The organism is Wenzhouxiangella sediminis, from assembly GCF_003410055.1.
GTDB classification, from domain to species: domain Bacteria; phylum Pseudomonadota; class Gammaproteobacteria; order Xanthomonadales; family Wenzhouxiangellaceae; genus Wenzhouxiangella; species Wenzhouxiangella sediminis.
In genome coordinates, this window is record NZ_QUZK01000051.1 from 1 (window position 1) to 18,372 (window position 18,372).

General features: G+C 64.2%; 14 protein-coding genes and 1 tRNA gene. 5 read left to right on the plus strand and 10 right to left on the minus strand.

The window, feature by feature from the left end:
* Window positions 1–209 precede the first annotated feature (209 nt).
* The 9 genes from cysN to DZC52_RS13830 all read right to left on the minus strand — a co-directional run bounded on the left by cysN (window position 210) and on the right by DZC52_RS13830 (window position 10,602).
* A complete protein-coding gene (cysN, locus tag DZC52_RS13790; RefSeq protein ID WP_116651734.1) occupies window positions 210–2,108 on the minus strand; it encodes a sulfate adenylyltransferase subunit CysN in 1,899 nt (632 codons plus the stop codon).
* A 3-nt stretch (window positions 2,109–2,111) separates the two neighbouring features.
* Window positions 2,112–3,023, minus strand: a complete 912-nt coding sequence (gene cysD / locus DZC52_RS13795) for a sulfate adenylyltransferase subunit CysD (protein ID WP_116651735.1) — start codon at window positions 3,021–3,023, stop codon at window positions 2,112–2,114.
* Window positions 3,024–3,069: 46 nt separating this feature from the next.
* Entirely contained in the window at window positions 3,070–4,422 is a 1,353-nt protein-coding gene (locus DZC52_RS13800; protein WP_116651822.1) for a UDP-glucose dehydrogenase family protein, read from the minus strand.
* A gap of 81 nt (window positions 4,423–4,503) precedes the next feature.
* A tRNA-Leu gene (locus DZC52_RS13805) sits at window positions 4,504–4,588 on the minus strand.
* Window positions 4,589–4,706: 118 nt separating this feature from the next.
* Entirely contained in the window at window positions 4,707–6,935 is a 2,229-nt protein-coding gene (locus DZC52_RS13810) for a M3 family metallopeptidase (RefSeq protein ID WP_220338394.1), read from the minus strand.
* A gap of 213 nt (window positions 6,936–7,148) precedes the next feature.
* Entirely contained in the window at window positions 7,149–7,607 is a 459-nt protein-coding gene (tadA, locus tag DZC52_RS13815) for a tRNA adenosine(34) deaminase TadA (RefSeq protein WP_181918960.1), read from the minus strand.
* A gap of 11 nt (window positions 7,608–7,618) precedes the next feature.
* Window positions 7,619–8,416: a hypothetical protein gene (locus DZC52_RS13820; protein ID WP_116651736.1), complete on the minus strand. Its 798-nt coding sequence runs from the start codon at window positions 8,414–8,416 to the stop codon at window positions 7,619–7,621.
* Window positions 8,413–10,338 carry an alkaline phosphatase family protein gene (locus DZC52_RS13825; RefSeq protein ID WP_116651737.1) on the minus strand — a complete coding sequence of 642 codons (1,926 nt, stop codon included), beginning with the start codon at window positions 10,336–10,338 and terminating at the stop codon, window positions 8,413–8,415. Before DZC52_RS13825 ends, DZC52_RS13820 begins: the two co-directional genes overlap by 4 nt.
* Before the next feature lie 3 nt (window positions 10,339–10,341).
* The gene (locus tag DZC52_RS13830) at window positions 10,342–10,602 is read right to left on the minus strand and encodes a hypothetical protein (protein ID WP_116651738.1); all 261 of its coding nucleotides are present in this window, start codon (window positions 10,600–10,602) and stop codon (window positions 10,342–10,344) included.
* Window positions 10,603–10,741: 139 nt separating this feature from the next.
* On the opposite strand from DZC52_RS13830, the gene DZC52_RS13835 reads away from it, so the two are divergent.
* Both DZC52_RS13835 and DZC52_RS13840 read left to right on the plus strand, forming a co-directional pair.
* Entirely contained in the window at window positions 10,742–12,157 is a 1,416-nt protein-coding gene (locus DZC52_RS13835) for a GMC oxidoreductase (protein ID WP_181918961.1), read from the plus strand.
* 3 nt (window positions 12,158–12,160) lie between these two features.
* On the plus strand, window positions 12,161–13,219 hold the full coding sequence (locus tag DZC52_RS13840; RefSeq protein WP_147307712.1) for a hypothetical protein: 1,059 nt from the start codon (window positions 12,161–12,163) through the stop codon (window positions 13,217–13,219).
* 18 nt (window positions 13,220–13,237) lie between these two features.
* Here DZC52_RS13840 and DZC52_RS13845 read toward each other — a convergent pair whose 3' ends face one another.
* On the minus strand, window positions 13,238–14,860 hold the full coding sequence (locus DZC52_RS13845) for an alkaline phosphatase family protein (protein WP_116651741.1): 1,623 nt from the start codon (window positions 14,858–14,860) through the stop codon (window positions 13,238–13,240).
* Between the two features lie 98 nt (window positions 14,861–14,958).
* Between DZC52_RS13845 and DZC52_RS13850 the strand changes: the two genes are divergently transcribed.
* The 3 genes from DZC52_RS13850 to DZC52_RS13860 all read left to right on the plus strand — a co-directional run bounded on the left by DZC52_RS13850 (window position 14,959) and on the right by DZC52_RS13860 (window position 18,364).
* Window positions 14,959–16,092: a sulfotransferase family protein gene (locus DZC52_RS13850; protein ID WP_116651742.1), complete on the plus strand. Its 1,134-nt coding sequence runs from the start codon at window positions 14,959–14,961 to the stop codon at window positions 16,090–16,092.
* 63 nt (window positions 16,093–16,155) lie between these two features.
* A complete protein-coding gene (locus DZC52_RS13855; protein ID WP_116651743.1) occupies window positions 16,156–16,938 on the plus strand; it encodes a class I SAM-dependent methyltransferase in 783 nt (260 codons plus the stop codon).
* A complete protein-coding gene (locus DZC52_RS13860; protein ID WP_116651744.1) occupies window positions 16,898–18,364 on the plus strand; it encodes a sulfatase in 1,467 nt (488 codons plus the stop codon). The genes DZC52_RS13855 and DZC52_RS13860 overlap by 41 nt, the downstream gene beginning before the upstream one ends.
* The last annotated feature ends 8 nt before the right edge of the window (window positions 18,365–18,372 follow it).

The window sequence follows — 18,372 nt, forward strand, 5'->3', positions numbered from 1 at the left end:
GAGTCTCCCCCTGGGCACCATCTCATTTCCCGCACTTCCCCCAGCCTCGTGCACCTGAAGCGACTCAGATAGATCGCGGAGAGCGGGCGGTTTTGCGCGCAGCGCAAAGAAGCGCGCTCGGAGCACCTTGAACGCTGGTATCCGAAAGGATGTGCCCCTCGGCACCTCCCTCGACCCCCTCGTCACACAGGATCACGCCAGCGACAGGCTCAGTGCAGGATCCCGCGACGCTTGAGGTACTCCAAAACCACGTCGACGCCCTCTTCGACAGAAAGCTTCTCGGTATCGACGACGATCTCCGGATCTTCCGGCGGCTCGTAGGGCGAATCGATGCCGGTGAAGTGCCGGATGGCGCCCGCCCGCGCCTTGGCGTAGAGCCCCTTGGGATCGCGCTTCTCGCAAGTCTCGAGGCTGGCCTTGACGTGGATCTCGACGAACTCGCCCGGCTCCATCAACTCGCGCACCATGGCGCGGTCGGAGCGGAACGGCGAAATGAAGGCGGTCAGCACGACCAGGCCGGCATCGGCCATCAGGCCGGCCACCTCGCCGATACGCCGGATGTTCTCGACGCGGTCCTCGTCGGTGAATCCGAGGTCCCGGTTGAGACCGTGGCGCACGTTGTCGCCGTCGAGGAGGTAGCTGTGGTGACCGCGCTGGAAGAGCGCCTGCTCGAGCGCATTGGCCACGGAGGACTTGCCGGCCCCCGACAGGCCGGTGAACCAGAGCACGGCGGGACGCTGGGCCTTCTGGCCGGCGCGCTGCGTCTTGTTGATCTTGTGCTCGTGCCAGACGACGTCTCGTGACTTGTCGGCCAGGGTATCGGTGACCGGCCGCACGATCATGCCCGCGCCGACCGTCAGGTTGCTGATCCGGTCGATGACGACGAATGCACCGGTCTGCCGATCGTGCTGGTAGGAATCGAAGGCCGCGGGGCCGCCCAGGCGCCAGCGCACCAGGCCGATTTCGTTTAGATCGAGTTGCTCGACGTGCTGGTGCTCCAGCGTATTCACGTCGATGCGATGGTGCACGAGTTCCGGGATCGCACTGAGCGTCTTCGGGCCCATCTTGATGTCGTACTGGCGGCCCGGCAGCAGCGGGGTGTCGTTCATCCAGACCACGCGGGCGTCCAGCGCCTCGGCCACCCGGGCCCTGGCTTCGGGCCTGACCAGCAGGTCGCCGCGGCTGATGTCGATTTCGTCGGACAGGGTCAGGGTCACGGCCTGCCCGGCCGAAGCGGCATCGAGATCGCCGCCGAAGGTGACGATGCGCTCGACGCGGCTTTGCCGACCGGAGGGCATCACCATGATCGGGTCACCAGGCGCGATTCTGCCCTGGGAAACCGTGCCGGCAAAACCGCGAAAATCGGAACGGTGCCGATTGACGTACTGCACCGGCATGCGGAAGTCCGCGTCCGAACGGCCCTCGTCGACAGGCAGGGTCTCGAGCAGTTCGATCAGAGTCGGGCCGTCGAACCACGCCAGGTTCTCGCCCCGGACCGTTACGTTGTCACCGCCCAGGGCCGCCACGGGCAGGCAGTGGACTTCCTCGAAATCAAGCTTGTTGCAGAACGCCTCGTATTCCGCCCAGATCTCTTCGAAGCGGCCGCGATCATAGTCCACAAGGTCCATCTTGTTGACCGCCACGATGACCTTCTCGATGCCGAGCAGGGAGACGATATAGGAATGCCGGCGGGTCTGGGTCTGGACGCCGTTGCGGGCATCGACCAGGATGACCGCCGCATCCGCGGTCGATGCTCCAGTGGCCATGTTGCGCGTGTACTGCTCGTGGCCCGGCGTGTCGGCGATGATGAACTTGCGGCGCGCCGTGGCGAAGTAGCGGTAAGCCACGTCGATCGTGATGCCCTGCTCCCGTTCGGACTGCAGGCCGTCCACGAGCAGGGCAAGATCCGCCTGGTCCCCTGTCGTGCCCCACTTCCGGGAGTCGCGCGTCACGGCCGAAAGCTGGTCCTCGTAGACCTGCTTTGAATCGAACAGCAAGCGCCCGATCAGCGTCGACTTGCCGTCGTCGACCGAACCGCAGGTGATGAAACGCAGCAGATCCTTGCGAGAGTCCGCCGCCAGTACCTTTTCGATATCGACTTCAGCCATGAGTCAGAAATAGCCCTGCATCTTCTTTTCTTCCATGCTCGCGCCCGAATCCTTGTCGATGGCGCGGCCCTGCCGTTCGGAATGCCGTACGGAAACGGTTTCCTCGATGACCTGCAGCAATGTCGTCGCCTGCGACTCGACGGCACCGGTCAGGGGCCAGCAGCCCAGGGTCCGGAAGCGAACCATCCGCATCTCCGGCTTCTCGCCGGGCTCGAGAGGCATGCGCTGCTCGTCGTCGACCATCATCAGCATGCCGTCGCGCTCGACGACCGGACGCTCGGCCGCGAAGTACAGCGGCACCATCGGGATGTCCTCGGCGTAGATGTACTGCCAGATATCGAGCTCGGTCCAGTTGGACAGCGGGAAGACGCGGATCGACTCGCCCTTGTGAACGCGCCCGTTGTAGATGTTCCACAGTTCGGGGCGCTGGTTCTTCGGGTCCCAGCGGTGATTGCGGTCGCGGAAGGAGAACACGCGCTCCTTGGCGCGCGAGCGTTCCTCGTCGCGGCGGGCGCCGCCGAAGGCCGCATCGAAACCGTACTTGTCCAGGGCCTGCTTGAGCGCCTGGGTTTTCATCACGTCGGTGTGCACCTTCGAACCGTGCGTGAACGGTCCGATTCCCTGCTCGACCCCCTCCTGGTTGGTGTGCACGATCAGCTCCATCCCCGCTTCGGCGGCAATGCGATCGCGAAACTCGTACATCTCCCGGAACTTCCAGGTCGTGTCCACATGAAGCAGCGGAAACGGCGGCGGAGAGGGGTAGAAGGCCTTGCGCGCCAGGTGCAGCATCACGCCGGAGTCCTTGCCGATCGAATACAACATGACCGGATTGGAGAATTCCGCGGCCACCTCGCGGATGATGTGAATCGACTCCGCTTCAAGCCGGCGAAGGTGGTTGCTGAGTTTGTCGCTCATTGTCGCAGTGTCCCGATTCGGGTCGCCAGTGGGTTGTTTCCGTCAATCACGAGACCGCCGCACAGGAGCGCCCGCGACCGATCGCGTAGTAGGCCAGGCCCATCGACTCCACGTCAGCGGGCTCGTAGAGGTTGCGACCATCGAACACGACCCGATCGGAAAGCGAGCGCGCGAGCAAGCGGAAGTCGGGGCTGCGGAACTGCTTCCACTCCGTCAGCACGATCAGCGCATCGGCGCCTTCCAGGGTCGCTTCTGAACTGTCGCAGAAGGCCAGGCCCTCGGGCTCACCGAACACGCGCCGGGCCTCGTCCATCGCTTCCGGATCGTAGGCCCGAACCGACGCGCCGGCTTCCCGCAGCTGGGCGACGAGGGTGCGGCTGGAGGCCTCGCGCATGTCGTCGGTATCGGGCTTGAAGGACAGGCCCCACAGTGCGAAAGTCTTGCCGCGGAGATTCTCGCCGCCGTGGTAGTGTCGAGCGACCAGCTCAAAAAGATGCTTCTTCTGCCGCTCGTTGACCGACTCGACGGCCGAAATCAACTCCGGTTCGACGTCATGCTCACGTGCGGTGCTGGCGAGGGCGCGAACGTCCTTGGGAAAGCAGGAGCCGCCGTAGCCCGCGCCGGGATAGATGAAATGCCAGCCGATGCGGGGGTCCGAACCGATGCCCTTGCGGATCATCTCGATATCGGCGCCGACGCGCTCGGCGACGTTGGCCATCTCGTTCATGAAGCTGATCTTCGTGGCCAGCATGGCGTTGGCCGCATACTTCGTCAGCTCAGCGGAGCGAACGTCCATGATGATCAAGCGATCGTGATTGCGATTGAAGGGCGCATACAGCTGCCTGAGCCTGTCGGCCGTCTCTTTCGAGCGCGTACCCACGATGATCCGGTCGGGCCGCATGCAGTCATCGACGGCAGCGCCCTCCTTCAGGAATTCGGGATTGGAGACGACTTCGACCGGGAACTCCTCGCCGCGCGCCGCCAGCCGCTCGCGAATGACGCCGTCGACCTTTTCGGCGGTACCCACCGGAACCGTGGACTTGTTGGCCACGATTACCGACCCGCGGATATTGTCCCCGACGGTCTCGGCCACCTTGAGGACGTACTTGAGGTCCGCGCTGCCGTCCTCGTCCGGAGGCGTGCCCACGGCAATGAAGAGCACCTCGGCATCGGAAACCGCTTCAGCGGCATCGGTGGTGAAATGAAGGCGGCCATCGCGGACGTTGTCACGGACCATCGGCTCGAGCCCGGGCTCGTAGATCGGAATCCGGCCTTCGTTGAGGCCGTCGATCTTGTCGGCGTCGATATCCACGCAGGTGACGTGGTGACCGACCTCGGCCAGGCAGGTGCCCGTGACCAGTCCGACATAGCCCGTGCCGAAAATGCATACCCTGAACATTGTGAAAAAAAGCTCCTGATCGGGCCGAACGAGGCCGGCCAGCACATCCCCCGACACTGCCCGGACCGACAGCCGGACTCATGGTGCCGAGGAGAGGACTCGAACCTCCACGGGTTGCCCCACCAGGACCTAAACCTGGCGCGTCTACCAATTCCGCCACCTCGGCACGAGCGGGCATTGTAGCGGGTCGGGCCCGCGATTTGGACCCTGCCCAAACGACAAACCCCGGCGCAGAGGCCGGGGCTTGTATCGACTTCCCGATTGAGACCGGGTACTGCGCTGGCCTACTCGGCGTCGATGATCAGGCCGCGACGTTCCAGCAGCGGCTCGATCGAGGGCTCACGGCCGGCAAAGTCCTGGTAAAGCTCCATCGCGGCCTTGCTGCCGCCCTTCGACAGGATCGTGTCGCGGTAGTGCTGGCCGGTTTCGCGGTCCAGGCCACCGTTTTCCTTGATCCACAGCACGCTGTCGGCGTCGAGCACCTCGCTCCAGATGTAGGAGTAGTAGCCGGCGTCGTAGCCGCCCATCGAGTGCGAGAAGTACGGCGTGCGATAGCGCGGCGGCACGGCCTCGTAATCCAGACCGTGATCGGCCAGGACCTTCGCCTCGAAATCCATCACCTCGTCGGCCGACGGGGTCTCGTCCGGGCCGAGCTGGTGCAGGGCCTGATCGATGATGGCCGCGCCCAGGTATTCGGTGGTGGCGAAGCCTTCGTTGAAGGTCTGCGCTTCGATCACCTTGTCGAGCAGCTCCTGGGGAATCTGCTCACCGGTCTCGTGGTGCTGGGCATAGTTGGCCAGCACTTCCGGCCAGGAAGCCCACATTTCGTAAACCTGCGAGGGGTACTCGACGAAGTCACGCGGCACGGCGGTGCCGGCGAAGGTCGGGTACTGAACGTCCGAGAAGAGGCCGTGGACGACATGGCCGAACTCGTGGAACATGGTGGTCGTCTCGTCCCAGGTCAGCAGGGTCGGCTCGCCTTCCGGCGGCTGGGGCACGTTGAGATGCATGCCGATGACCGGGTGGCCGCCGAGCAGCTCGGATTCGACCTGGTAGGAGTTCATCCAGGCCCCGCCGCGCTTGGTGCCGCGGGCATAGAAGTCGGTGATGACGATGCCGAGTTCCGAACCGTCCTGGTCGAAGACTTCCCAGGCCGTGGCCGTTTCGTGCTGCGTCGGCAGGTCCGGGCGCTCCTCGAAGGTGATGCCGAACAGCTTCTCGGCCGAGAAGAACACGCCGTTGACCAGCACATTGTTCATCTCGAAGTACGGCTTGATCTGCTCTTCGTCGAAGGCGTAGCGGTCCTGGCGGACCTTTTCGGCGTAGTGGAACCAGTCCCAGGACCTGAGTTCGAAGGGCTCCTCTTCGGTCTCGTTGATCATCTCCTGGATGTCCTGGCCTTCCAGCCGGGCATTGGCCACGGCAATCGGGGCCAGTTCGCCCAGCATGCCGTTGACCGCCTCGACGGTCTGGGCTGTGCGATCCTCGAGCACATAGTCAGCGTGCGTGTCGTAGCCCAGCAGCGCCGCGCGCTCAGCGCGCAGGCCGACGATTTCGGCCACGACGCCGGTGTTGTCGTACTCGTTGCCGCGCGACCCGCGGGCCAGGGAGGCCTTCTTGACCTTCTCGCGGGCGTCACGGTTGGTCATGCTCGCCAGGGGCGGCTGGATGGAGGTGTTCACCAGGGTGATCACGTAGTGTCCCTCTTCCAGGCCGCGGTCGGCGGCTTCCTGGGCGGCCGCTTCGATGCGCGCATCGCTCAGTCCGGCCAGGGCTTCGCGGTTGTCGAAGACCACGGCCGAGTCGTTGACCTCCTCGAGCACGTTCTGGCTGAACTGCGTGGTCAGCTGGGCCAGGCGCGAGTTCATTTCCCTGAGCTTGTCCTTGTCGGCATCGCTCAAGAGCGCACCGGCCCGGACGAAGTCCTTGTAGTACTCCTCGAGCAGGCGCAGGCTCTCGGCGTCGAGCTCCAGCTCGTCGCGCTGCTCATAGAGCGCGCGGATGCGGGCAAAGAGATCGCCGTTGAGATAGATGGAATCGCTATGCGCGGAGAACTTCGGCGCCATCTCGCGCTGGGTCTCCTTGAGCTTGTCGTCGATGACGGTGCTCGTCAGGTTGGAGAAGACGCGGCCGACGTAATCGAGCTTCAGGCCGGCGCGCTCCATCGCGACGATGGTGTTTTCGAAGGTCGGTGCCGCTTCGCTGGCGGCAATTTCCTCGATCTCGGCCATGTGCTCTTCCATGGCGGACTCGAAGGCCGGCATGAAGTGCTCGGATTCGATCTTGTCGAACGGCGGCATGCCGTAGGGCAACTCGCTTTCGGCCAGCAGCGGGTTCTGGGCGGGCTCTTCGGATTCGGACGAAGCCTCGGCTTCCTGCGCCGGCTGCGCCTGGGACTCAGCGGCGGCTTCCGGCGCTTCGGGTGCCTCCGGGGGCGGCGGCGCCTGCTCCGAGCAGGCCGCCATCAGGCTGGCGGCGATCGCCAGCGTCAGTAGATTCAGGGACTTGTTCACGTATTGCCTCGTGCTTGAGTTGAACAGAACTCGAAATGGTAGCACCGATGCCCGGGGCGATGCCTATGCCATGGGTCATGGGCCTTGGTTGGCTGGTTGGCTGGTTGGCTGGTTGGCCACCATTGTGTCGCCCCGGACTTGATCCGGGGCCTTCCCTGAGGCTGGCGCCTTCTTCGGATCGGTCCCGGCTCGAGGCCGGGACGATGAGTGAGATTATCGACGGCCCCGGAAGAATGCCCGCAGCATCTCGGCCGATTCCTCGGCGAGGATGCCGCCGGTGACCTCGCAGCGGTGGTTGAGCTCGGGGCAGGTGAGGACTTCGAAGATGGAATGGTGCGCACCGGCTCGCAGGTCGTCGGCGGCGTAGACCACGCGCTTAACGCGGGCATTGATCAGGGCCCCGGCGCACATGCTGCAGGGCTCGAGGGTGACGTAGAGCGTGGTGTCGGGCAGCCGGTAATTGTCGAGAGCCCGCGCCGCCTGGCGCAGGGCGACGATTTCGGCGTGCGCCGTCGGGTCGGCATCGGCGATCACGCGGTTCCAGCCCTCACCGAGAATCCGGCCTTCGGCGTCGACCAGGACGGCCCCGATCGGCACCTCGCCCATGGCCTCGGCGCGCTCGGCCAGGGTCAGGGCGTGGCGCATCCAGCGAATGTCGTCTTCCGGGGCCATGCGGGAGCGGCCTAGTGGACCTTCCAGTAGAACTTGAAACCCAGGGAGACAGCGATCAGGACCACGAAGTAGGTGAACAGCCAGCCGCGCATCCAGCCCGGCCCCACGGGCAGGATTTCGTGCGAAGGCAGGCCCATGCGGATCGAGTCGACCGGATTGTCGCTCGCGAGGTAGCCGGCGGGATTGCCGATCAGCAGGTTCCACCACTTGCGCTTGTGCAGCATCGGCGTGGGCACTTCGGGCGGCAGCTCCACGGCCGGCTCGCCCGTCGCCGTTTCGAGCGCCGCGGTCTGGTCAGGCCAGCTCAGGCGCCAGCGCAGGGGCTCGTCGACGGCCGAAGGCAGTTGCCGGGCGTCGGTTCCCGTCCAGCGCCAGTTCTCGGCATCGCGCTCGACGCTGTCGCTCGAGACCTCGACGTTGACGCGGGCCCCGGCTTCCGGGAAGTGCGCGCCGAACTCGTTCGATCCCCAGACCAGCACGAACAGCACCGGAATGCCGGCAATCAGTGCCGGGCCGATGGCCAGCCCGATATGGCGGCCCGACAGCCGGAAATTCTCCCTGATCAGCGGAATCAGTCCGGAGAACTCGCCGTCGTAGCGCTTGAGCTTCTCCTGCACCGCCTTGACCTGCGGCTTGAGCGCGGCGAGTTTTTCCTGGTTGGAGGTGGCGCGATAGACCCACATGGTGGCCCAGCCCGACACCGCCGCCCAGAAGACCAGGGTCAGCGGCAGAGGCAGGACGAACAGCAGCAGGTCGTTGACCAGGCCGAACAGGACGCCCGGCCAGTCGAGAATACCGAGATTGCTCACGATTCATCCTCCCGGATCTGGCGGCGGGTCAGTTGCCACACATCACGAATGCCGCCGATCTCGACTTCGGGGGTGAAATTCGAGAACAGCACGCCGGGAACCAGCGCCGGGTCGATGCAGTGATCGCCGCTCCACTTCTGGCGGTTGGGCTCCATCAGCGGCTTCGGAATCGCGCCCAGGGTGGTCTGCCAGGACGCCCGGTAGCCGCGGTGGTAGCCGACCACCATGTCCGGCGCGTCGCCCCGCTCGGGGCCGCGATAGGCGGCTTCGCCGTCGAAGACGCGGCGCACGACGGGCTCGCCGCTTTCCGGATCGGTCCACTCGGCCAGGCCGGCGGAGATTTCGGCCTTGAGGGCTTCGACCTCGTCGGCGGCGACGATGCCCTGCCCCTCGCGCCCGGCCAGGTTCAGGAACAGGCCGTTGAGCCCCAACGCATAGGCGCGTGAGCGACTCCAGTCGACGTTGGAGAAGATCACGTCGGATTCCGTCGCGCCCTCTTCGAGCACCAGGTAGCCGTTGTCGACCAGCCAGCGGTTGAGGTGCACGGCCTTGCGGAAGGGCGCGAAGCCGTGGTCGCTGATCACGATCAGGCGGTCGTCCGGCCCCAGGCGATCCATGGTCTCGCCCAGGATGCGATCGGCCTCCCGGTAGATCCACTCGACCTCGTCGCGGTGCTCCGGAGCGGTGTCTGCATGCCTGGGATGCTGCTCATCGAGACCGCGGTAGAACATGTGCGTGACGCGGTCGGTCTGCACGAAGGCGCCGACCACCAGCTCGCTGTCGTTCTTGTCGAGCGTCTCAAACCACATGGCCTCGCGCTCGGCGAGGATGGTCTTCTCCATCTCCAGCCAGGCGGCATCCGAGATGTGCTCCTCGTTGAGCGACCAGGTCTCCTCGGGCATGCCGATGGTGTGGAACAGGCCGATGTCCTCGACCAGTTCGGCCGCATAGCCGGACGGCGAAGCGATCTCGACCGCGGGGTTCTCGGGATCGATCTGGATCGGGGAGACATACAGGCGCGGACTCGGATAGCCCTGAACCAGCAACAGGCGGACCGTGCCGGTCACGCTGACGGGCCCGGTCACGTCGAAGGCCACGCGGATCCAGTCCGACCATTCGCCGGGTTCGAGCGAAACTTCATCGTCGCCCAGTTGAACCAGGGCCCCACCCTCGGCAGGCTCGAGCACCAGGGGGACGGTCATCGGCTCGCCCGACTCGAGTAGCGGATCGGGCGGGCCCTCGAATTCGGATTCGATGCGTCCCTGGCGATCGGGCCGGACGCGCACGGTGCGCGTGCTCGAGCCGGCGTCGCCCAGGCGCGTGGTGGTGTAGTAGGTGTAGGTACCCTGCGTGCCCAGCAGGTCGGGCACGCCCATGCCCGAGAGCATGCGATGGATGTCGTCGGGCGGATAGGTGACCGGGATGCGCAATACCGAGGCGCGGGCGCCCTCGTCGCGCTCGGCCTTGACCCAGAACGCCTCGCCCTGGCGGCGGTTTAGCACCTCGCCGCTACCCAGCGGCACCTGCAGGCCGAACAACTTGATGAAGCGATCCGGCGGAATGTTCTCCGAAATCGAGAAGTTGGGCGTGTAGGTCTCGGGATTGCGGCGCAGGAAGTCGAAGATGCCGTGCTCACCCGGCCCTTTGCCCGTGGCGAAGCTCGACCAGGCCACCGGCGACTGCGGCGGATTGCTGGTACCCAGCTCCTGGAAATGGCCTTCTTCGGCCAGGCGGCTGAAGTTGGGCAGCTTGCCCTCATCCATCCAGCGCCGGGCCAGCACCGGATCCATGCCGTCGAAACCGAGCACCACGACACGGGAATCGACCGGCTCCGGATCACCACCGCAACCGGCCAGCGCAACAACCCCGAGCACCGCCGCACAGAGCGCCGCGCGGCGCCGCAGATCACGCAATTGAAACATGGCTTACTCGGACCGACTGGTCGAGCGCTCGGCCTCGACGGATTCGGCCGCCTCGCTCGCAGGCGCCCCGCCGAACTTGCGCTTGAGCCGGCGGAACACGTAACGAATCGGCCAGATCAGCACCGCGCCGACGGCCAGCACGATCGCGACCAGCACACCCCACAGGCCGCCCAGCAGGCTGATGCCCGAACCGGGGCCGATGTAGGCCAGGGCCGGCAAGGCCTGCAGCAGCAGGACCAGGGCGAGGGCGATCTTCATCCGCATGGAATCACTCCGGTTTTCTAGCCAACAGGGGCGGGATTATAGACGTTTTGTCGCGCCCGCCCCACCCCACAACCGGTCGCCAACGATCAACGCCTGCTTGGGTATACTGCCTCGCTGTTGCAATGGCCTGGCGCGAACCGTGATCACAGACGCCCGAGAAAACCTGCCCGAGGTGCTGGAAGCCGAGGTGGCGATCGCCGGCGGCGGCCCCGCGGGCATCGTGCTGGCGCTCGAACTGGCCGAAAGAGGCCGGAAGGTCCTGCTTATCGAAGGCGGCGGCCGCAACTCACCGGAAGGCGGGATGTCTCTGTACCAGAACACGACCAGCGGTCGCTCCTATCCCCTGACCGGCTCGCGGCTGCGCTGGCTCGGCGGCACGACAAACCACTGGGGCGGCTGGGTGCGCCCCTTCGATGAACGCGATTTCAGCGACGAGCCAACAGGGGAAATGCCGGGCTGGCCGATCGGCGCCGGGGAACTTGGCGGCTGGTACCGCAAGGCGGCCGACTGGTGCGAGGTCGGCAGCGACAAGTACGATCCGGAACGCATCGGCCTGGAAGACCGCGCCCGGCTGCTCGACTTGACCGACACCGGCTTCCGCCACCGCATCTTCCGCTTCAGTCCGCCGACGCGCTTCGGCACGCGCTACCGCGAAGCGCTGGAGCAGACCGACAAGGTCGATTGCCGCGTCAACCTGAATCTCGTGGATCTCGAGCAGTCTGACAGCCGGGTCCGCCGTGCCCGCGCGGTAACGCTAGACGGCAAGGCCTGCACGGTGCGCGCCGATCATTTCGTGATCGCCATGGGCGGGGTGGAGAACGCCCGCTTTCTGCTCGACCAGGAAGTCGTGCCGGGCAACCAGTCCGACCTGGTGGGGCGCTGCTTCATGGACCACTTCGGCTTCACCCCCGGCCTGATGCTGGCCGCCGAAGGCCTACAGTACGAGCGCGGCCAGATTCCCGGCGAGGACCTGATGACCGTGATGGCCCCGGAACCCGGCACCGAAGGCCCCAACTCCTGCGTGCTGGTCCAGGCCACCGCACCGGATGACGTGCTGCCGCCGGCCTACTGGACCAACCCGGCCATCGGCGGGGACTCAGCCGGACACTACTCCCTGAGCATGATCAACGCGCCCACACCGCATCCCGAAAGCCGAATCACGCTGACCGAGGAACGCGACGCGCTCGGCATGCGTCGACCCAACTTGCACTGGCACCTGCCGTCGACGGAATTCAGGCCGGTCATCGCACTTTTCGAACGCTGGATGGACGCGCTCAGCGCCAGGAATCAGGCCCGGATCAAGTGGAACCGCAAGGATGCGCCCGGACCGGACGACTTCGTGGGCGTGGGCTACCACCACATGGGCACCACCCGAATGTCTTCCAGCCCCGATCACGGCGTGGTGAACCCGGACGGGCGCGTGTGGGATCGCGACAACCTCTACATCGCGGGAAGCTCGGTCTATCCTGCCGCCGGGTTTTCCAACCCTACCCTTACCATCGTGGCGCTGGCTTCCCGCATGGCCGAACACCTGCACCGGCAACTGGAGGGCTGAGCCATGCGACGCAGGACACTCCTACAGACCGCCGGCCTGAGTTTCGTCGGCTTGCAGCTCGGCCTGCTGAGCGGCTGCGGACGCGATTCGGCGCCCGAGCTGGCAACGCCCCCGTCCGACCCGGGCGCCCGCGAGGCGCTCCGTGAGCTGGCCGGGAGGCTGAACGGAATCGAATTCGTGGGACCGGTTTGCGCGACCGAAATCGGAGAGGCCGAACCGCTCGAGGCGCTGCTTCAGCAACTGCGGGACACCCCCGAGACAACGCTCGAGGCCGCCCTGCTCACCCGAATCGCGAGCGACTTCGCCAACGGCGAACGCCTCGACATCGCGGGGTGGCAACTCAGCCGGACCGAGTGCCTGTTGCTGGCCGCGGGCGCTCACGAACAGGGTATGAGCGAGCCTCGACGGACCGAGCAGGGTGAACTTCAGTTCCAGCAGTTTGCCGAAATCGAACGTTGGGGGCCCGAGGAAACGATCGAGGGCCGGATCTTCAACCCGATCGGCAATGGCAGGGGCGGTTTCTGGATCCGCGTTGCCGAACCCGTTCCGGGATCCACGCGTCTGATGCTGGACGGTGTCCTGCTGGCCACGCACTTCGAACCCGGCGTGGTGACCGCCAGCCTGGAACCCGATTACATGGACGAAGTCATCGCCAAGCCGGGCATGTATCCCCTGCTCATGGTCGATACCGCACGTAACATCGCCCAAAGGGTCGGCTACCTGACCGTTCGCCCCCGGCCGCCGGCGGCCACACTCGCCGATGGCAGCCAGTCAGCGGTCTTCTGCCAGGTGGAACGTTGGGGGCCGGACCACGCCAACCAGGGCCAGGCATTCAACGAGCAACCCGACGGCGGGGCCGCCTTCTGGGTCCGCATCGGCTGTGCCCCCAGGAACGCTCGGCTCAGGCTGAATGGCAGACCGCTACCGACAACCGTCAGCACAAGCCTGGTGACCGCGCGTGTGCCACATTACGCCGAGCTCGAGCCTGGCGACTACGTGCTCGACATTCACGACCCGGATTCCGGCGAGACCCTGCAGGTCGGCACCTTCAGGGTCAACTGACCTACCAGGCCAGGTCAGTCAGCGCGAGGCCGTGCCCTTGTGTGCGTCCACGTACTCGTCTGTCCCCGGCGCCAGCCCTTCACCATCGGGAATCTCTTCACGCAGCGTGTGGACCTTTGCACGAACCCGGGCCAGGAGCTGGGGCAGCAGCTCGGGGCGATTGCGCTTGAGCGCATTAGTGGCAGCGTCGGCCGCCGCCCGGTTCTCCCGGATCAAGTGATAGACCACGTTGCCGTGCAGATTGCCGGCGAGCAGATTGGCGTCCACCGCCCAGAAATCGAACTGGCTCTCGGCCGAACTGTCCGCCAGGGTCACGCCTTCCCCGATGTAACCCAGCCCTCGCAGCGACTCCATTTCCTCGGCCTGCGCCTCGGCACCGGCTTCCTGAGCCTCCGGGGCACTCCAGCCGATGTCATAGCGTTCGACGAAACGAGGCTGATTGTCGGCCGTAAACGATTCCGACAGCATGGAATAGGCGACCGAGCCGGGAATCGTATCGGCGATCGGCACATCGAGCAGGTAGGCCAGGGTCGGGAAGATCTCCATGATGGTGATCGGCTCCAGGCGCCCCGGCTGTATATCCGGACCGTGCGCCAGGACCACGCCGTTGGGACGATGGTTGCCCGTGAGCAGATCGCTGGCTTGTGGCTGGTAGCGTCCCGTGCCCGAGCCGAAACCGTGATCGGAAATCACGAATATGTTCGAGCGGTCGCCGTACTTCTCGAAAGCCTGCTGGATGACTTCGTCGACGTAGCGGTACGACTCCTCGAGGACATCCCCGAGCAATTCGACCTGCCGCTGATCGGGCTTTTCCTCCCAGTCGCTGGCATCGTAGTACTTCCATAGCGAGTGACTGACGATGTCGACAATCCGGTAGTAGCTGATAAACAGATCGGCGGGCTCGTCGAAGAGCCGATCGGTCATGCGCCGCACGTATTCGTCGGAACGAATCCGATTGTCGACCCGACCCTTGACCATCCTGGCGGCCCGGTAGTACGGGCTGGACTCGTCCTCGGCCTGCGCGTCCTCGTAAGGCCAGGGGAAAAAGCGCTGATACAGCTCGGACTCCTCCCGGAACACCGAGCGGCGAACCTCCTGCGATAGGGACTCCAGTGTCTCCGGCCACACCTTGTGGTCGATGTTCTGGAAAGCCCGGTCCGAGACGATTCGCCCGTCGATGGCCTCGGCCGGCCAGGACACGAAATAGCCGATCACGGTGGACTGCTTGCCATGCGCATCGAGCACATTCCACAGCGCGGGCTGCTGCCGCAGCGACACATCCACCGGTTGCTTGCCGGAGTCCCCGTTGAACGGATAGACAAAGTCGAGGATGCCGTGCTCGGAGCCGAAATGCCCGGTCGCGAAGGTCGTCCAGACGACCGGTGAAACCTGTGGCCCAGGATTGATCAGATGCCCGTAGGCGCCCTCTTCCATCAGGCGCGCGAACCCCGGCAACTCGCCCCGACCCACCATGTCCTCGATCACCTGCCATTCGGCGCCGTCCACGCCGATGACGATCACCTCCGGCGGATCACCGGGGTCGACATCGTCGGTCGGCCGGCCGGTCTGCGGAGCGTCCGAGCAGGCAGCCAGCGCCAGAAGGGAAAAAAATCCGAGCAATCGCGACGAGAGTTGGTACATTACGCGGTGTTCCGTCTTGGCTTTGGGGTGTCGGGTATTCTAGCTCGTTTGACAAGCACGTCCGCCGCGCCCCCGCAATCGTCTCGATCTCTGACGCAATGACCCAGACCGTCCGCGAACAGCGCCGTCACGTCCCCAAGTCACTGCACTGGCGTGCGCGCTTCTTCGAACGTACCGCCCCTGCCTGGCGACACCTGGCCCGGCTCGAGTCCTCGGTGCTGCGCGACGAAATCGAGAAGATCGGCATCGAACAGCCCATCTACATCGCCGGCGTGCCGAGAGCAGGCAGCACCATCCTGACGGAGTTGCTGTCACGCCATCCGGATGTCACCAGTCACCGGTACAGCGATTTTCCCAATGTCTACACGCCGTACTGGCGCAACTGGCTCGCCCAGCGCAGCGGGCGGCAGCAGGCAGAGATGGTCGAACGAGCGCACCGCGACCGCATCATGGTCAGCAACGAGAGTCCGGAGGCCGTCGAAGAAGTCATCTGGATGCAGTTCTTCGGCCGCTTGCACGACCCGACTCGCGACCAGGTGCTCACCGAGAATACGTCCAACCCGGAGTTCGAAGGCTTCTATCGCGACCACATCCGGAAGCTCCTGCTCGCCCGGAACAGAAGCCGCTATCTGGCCAAGGGCAACTACAACACGACACGCATTCGCTACATCCGCAAGTTATTGCCGGATGCGCGATTCATCGTACCGGTTCGCAACCCCGTCAATCAGGTCGCTTCGCTGATCAAGCAGGATCGTCTTTTCCGCCAGGCCAACGAGGAAGACCCGCGCGTGGCTCGGCAGCTGGGGATGTCGGGTCACTTCGAGTTCGGCCCGGGTCGACGAGCCGTTTGCATTGGCGACGGCAAGGACGCTCGCAGGATCAAGGAGCACTGGGAGGCCGGCCGTTCAGTGGCTGGCTGGGCGCTTTACTGGAATTCCGTCTACAGCCACGTCCTGGAGTCCATGGCACAGGACACTCAACTGGAGCCGGCCGTTTACTTCCTGCGCTACGAAGATCTCTGCGCCGATCCGGAAGCGGTCATCAGTAAGGTTCTTGACCATGCACGACTCGACGTCGACCGCGCCACATCTCTCATCGCCGAGTATGCAGAGCGGATCAGCGAACCGGAATACTACCAACCCGATTTCTCCACCGCGGAGCTTGACGACCTGGCCTCGATCTGCCAACCCGCGGCACGCAAGCTTGGCTATTCGCTGCGAGGCGGTGTCTAGTTGGAAATTGGACCCAACAGCCCGGCCTTCGCCCAACCAGCGACCTTCAAGGACTACTGAACCATGCCCGAAGCAACAAATTCCACAGAGGCGCGATTTAAGGACTACGCGGAACTTCTCAATCATGCGGCCCAATGGAAATCGGGCCTTGAGAAGGTCAAGTCCGCCCCGCCCGCGCCCGAGAGAACCTGGTATGCCTACGACATCCTGTCGAATCTCTGGCACATACAGAACCTGATGGATCAGCTGCCCGATGAAATACTGTCCTTGTTCGGCTCAGGGCACGTGGCAGACATAGGGGCTGCCGACGGCGACCTGTCCTATTTTCTCGAGAGCATCGGCAACTCAGTCGACTTGATTGACTGGCCGGACACGAACTGGAACGGACTGATCGGCGCTCGTGAATTGGGGAGCAGGCTCGAATCGAAAACGGTCTCGATTCACGAAGTAGACCTCGACACGCAATTCCAGCTCCCCTCGGAGCGCTACGATCTTGTCTTCTTCCTGGGGATCCTGTACCACCTAAAGAACCCCTTCTATATTCTAGAGACGCTGGCACGGCACAGTCGATTCTGTTTCCTTAGCACTCGTATCGCACGTCGCACGGCAGACCGCCGCCTCAAGCTGGAGGAAGCCCCCCTGGCTTATTTACTGGCTCCGGAAGAATGCAACGACGATCCGACCAATTACTGGATCTTTTCTGCCCCCGGCCTGATCAGGCTGGCAGAACGAACCGGTTGGAACGTTCGAGCAACCTATCGAGTGGGCGATACGAAAAAATCAGACCCCAGTTCGGCTGATCACGATGAGCGAATGTTCCTCGCTCTGGAAAGCCGATACCGATGATTCTTGTGATTGTGCGGAGACCTGGCCCATGAAGGCGACACGACACCCCATCCGAATTTTCTTGTTGGCCATCGTCATCGTTCTCACTGGTGCGACGGCCTGTACTAGCGGAGACGACAACCGACCAAATATCGTCCTGATTTCGATCGATACCTTACGCACTGACCGCCTCGGCGCCTACGGTTACGGACGAGATCTCACGCCCAATCTCGATCGCCTCGCTGAGGAAGGCGTCGTTTTCGAACGTGCTGTTACTAGCGCCGGAACAACCTGGCCGGCGCACGCCTCGATGCTCACAGGCCTGTATCCGCGCTACCACGGCGTACGACGTAATGGCCTGGAGCTTGACGGGGATATTCCGCTTGTGACCGAACTACTCTTGGAATCGGGATACTCGACAGGATCGTTCGTCAGCTATAAAGGCATGCACTTTCGCGGCAAGCTCGATCGCGGTTTCGATGTCGCGAGCGACAGTGAGTTTCCGCCGGACGGCGACGACCCGATCCGCAACGGCATAGACACAACGGGAATGGCACTCAACTGGCTCGAGCAGCGATCAGACGCCGTCGAACCGGCATTCATGTGGCTGCACCTATTCGAACCGCACAGCCCATATGACCTGACAGAACACTCCCGGACATGGATGAAGGAAACGGGCTACGACGGATTCCTCGCTGACGGCGCCAGCGGCGAGGAGCTGCGAGGGCAACGAGACAGGATTCTCGCCTCACCCGAGCACATCGCCGCCATGAATGCACTCTACGATGGCGAAATCGAGCTGGCCGACGAACTGGTCGGGCAAGTACTGGACAAGCTGCAATCCACCGGTCGGCTGGACAACACTATCGTGATCGTCGTCTCGGACCACGGCCAGGGACTGGGAGAAAACGGCAATATGGGTCACGGACCCACGCTACGCGAGGACGTGCTGCATGTGCCGCTGATCATTCGCGATTTCCGACAAAGCCAGGCTGGCCGGCGCGTATCCGAAACCGTCAGCGTAATTGACCTGGCTCCCACCATCGCGAATGCAGCGCTTGGAATCGAACTGCCCGGCGTGCAGGGTCGATCGCTCATGTCTCATCTGAGTAACGAGACAGGGGAAGACGCCGAACGCGAAGTGTTTGCCGAGATCCGGCTCTGGCACGACATGGACAACACTCCAGACTGGTACGACGAGAAGTCGATCGCGGTCTATGTCGATGGGCTGAAGTTCAAGACGCAGCACGGAAAGACCGAGGTCTTCGACCCCCGGATCCGGCCATCCAGCGAGACCCGCCTGGAAGCCCCGGAGGTCAGCGAAGCGCTCATGGCTTATCTCGATTCCCTGCGACAGGAATTTCTCGCCGGCGAAGTCAAGCCCAACGAAGTCGAGCTCACCGACAAGGAAATCGAAACGCTGAAATCACTCGGCTACATCCAGTAAACCGACGG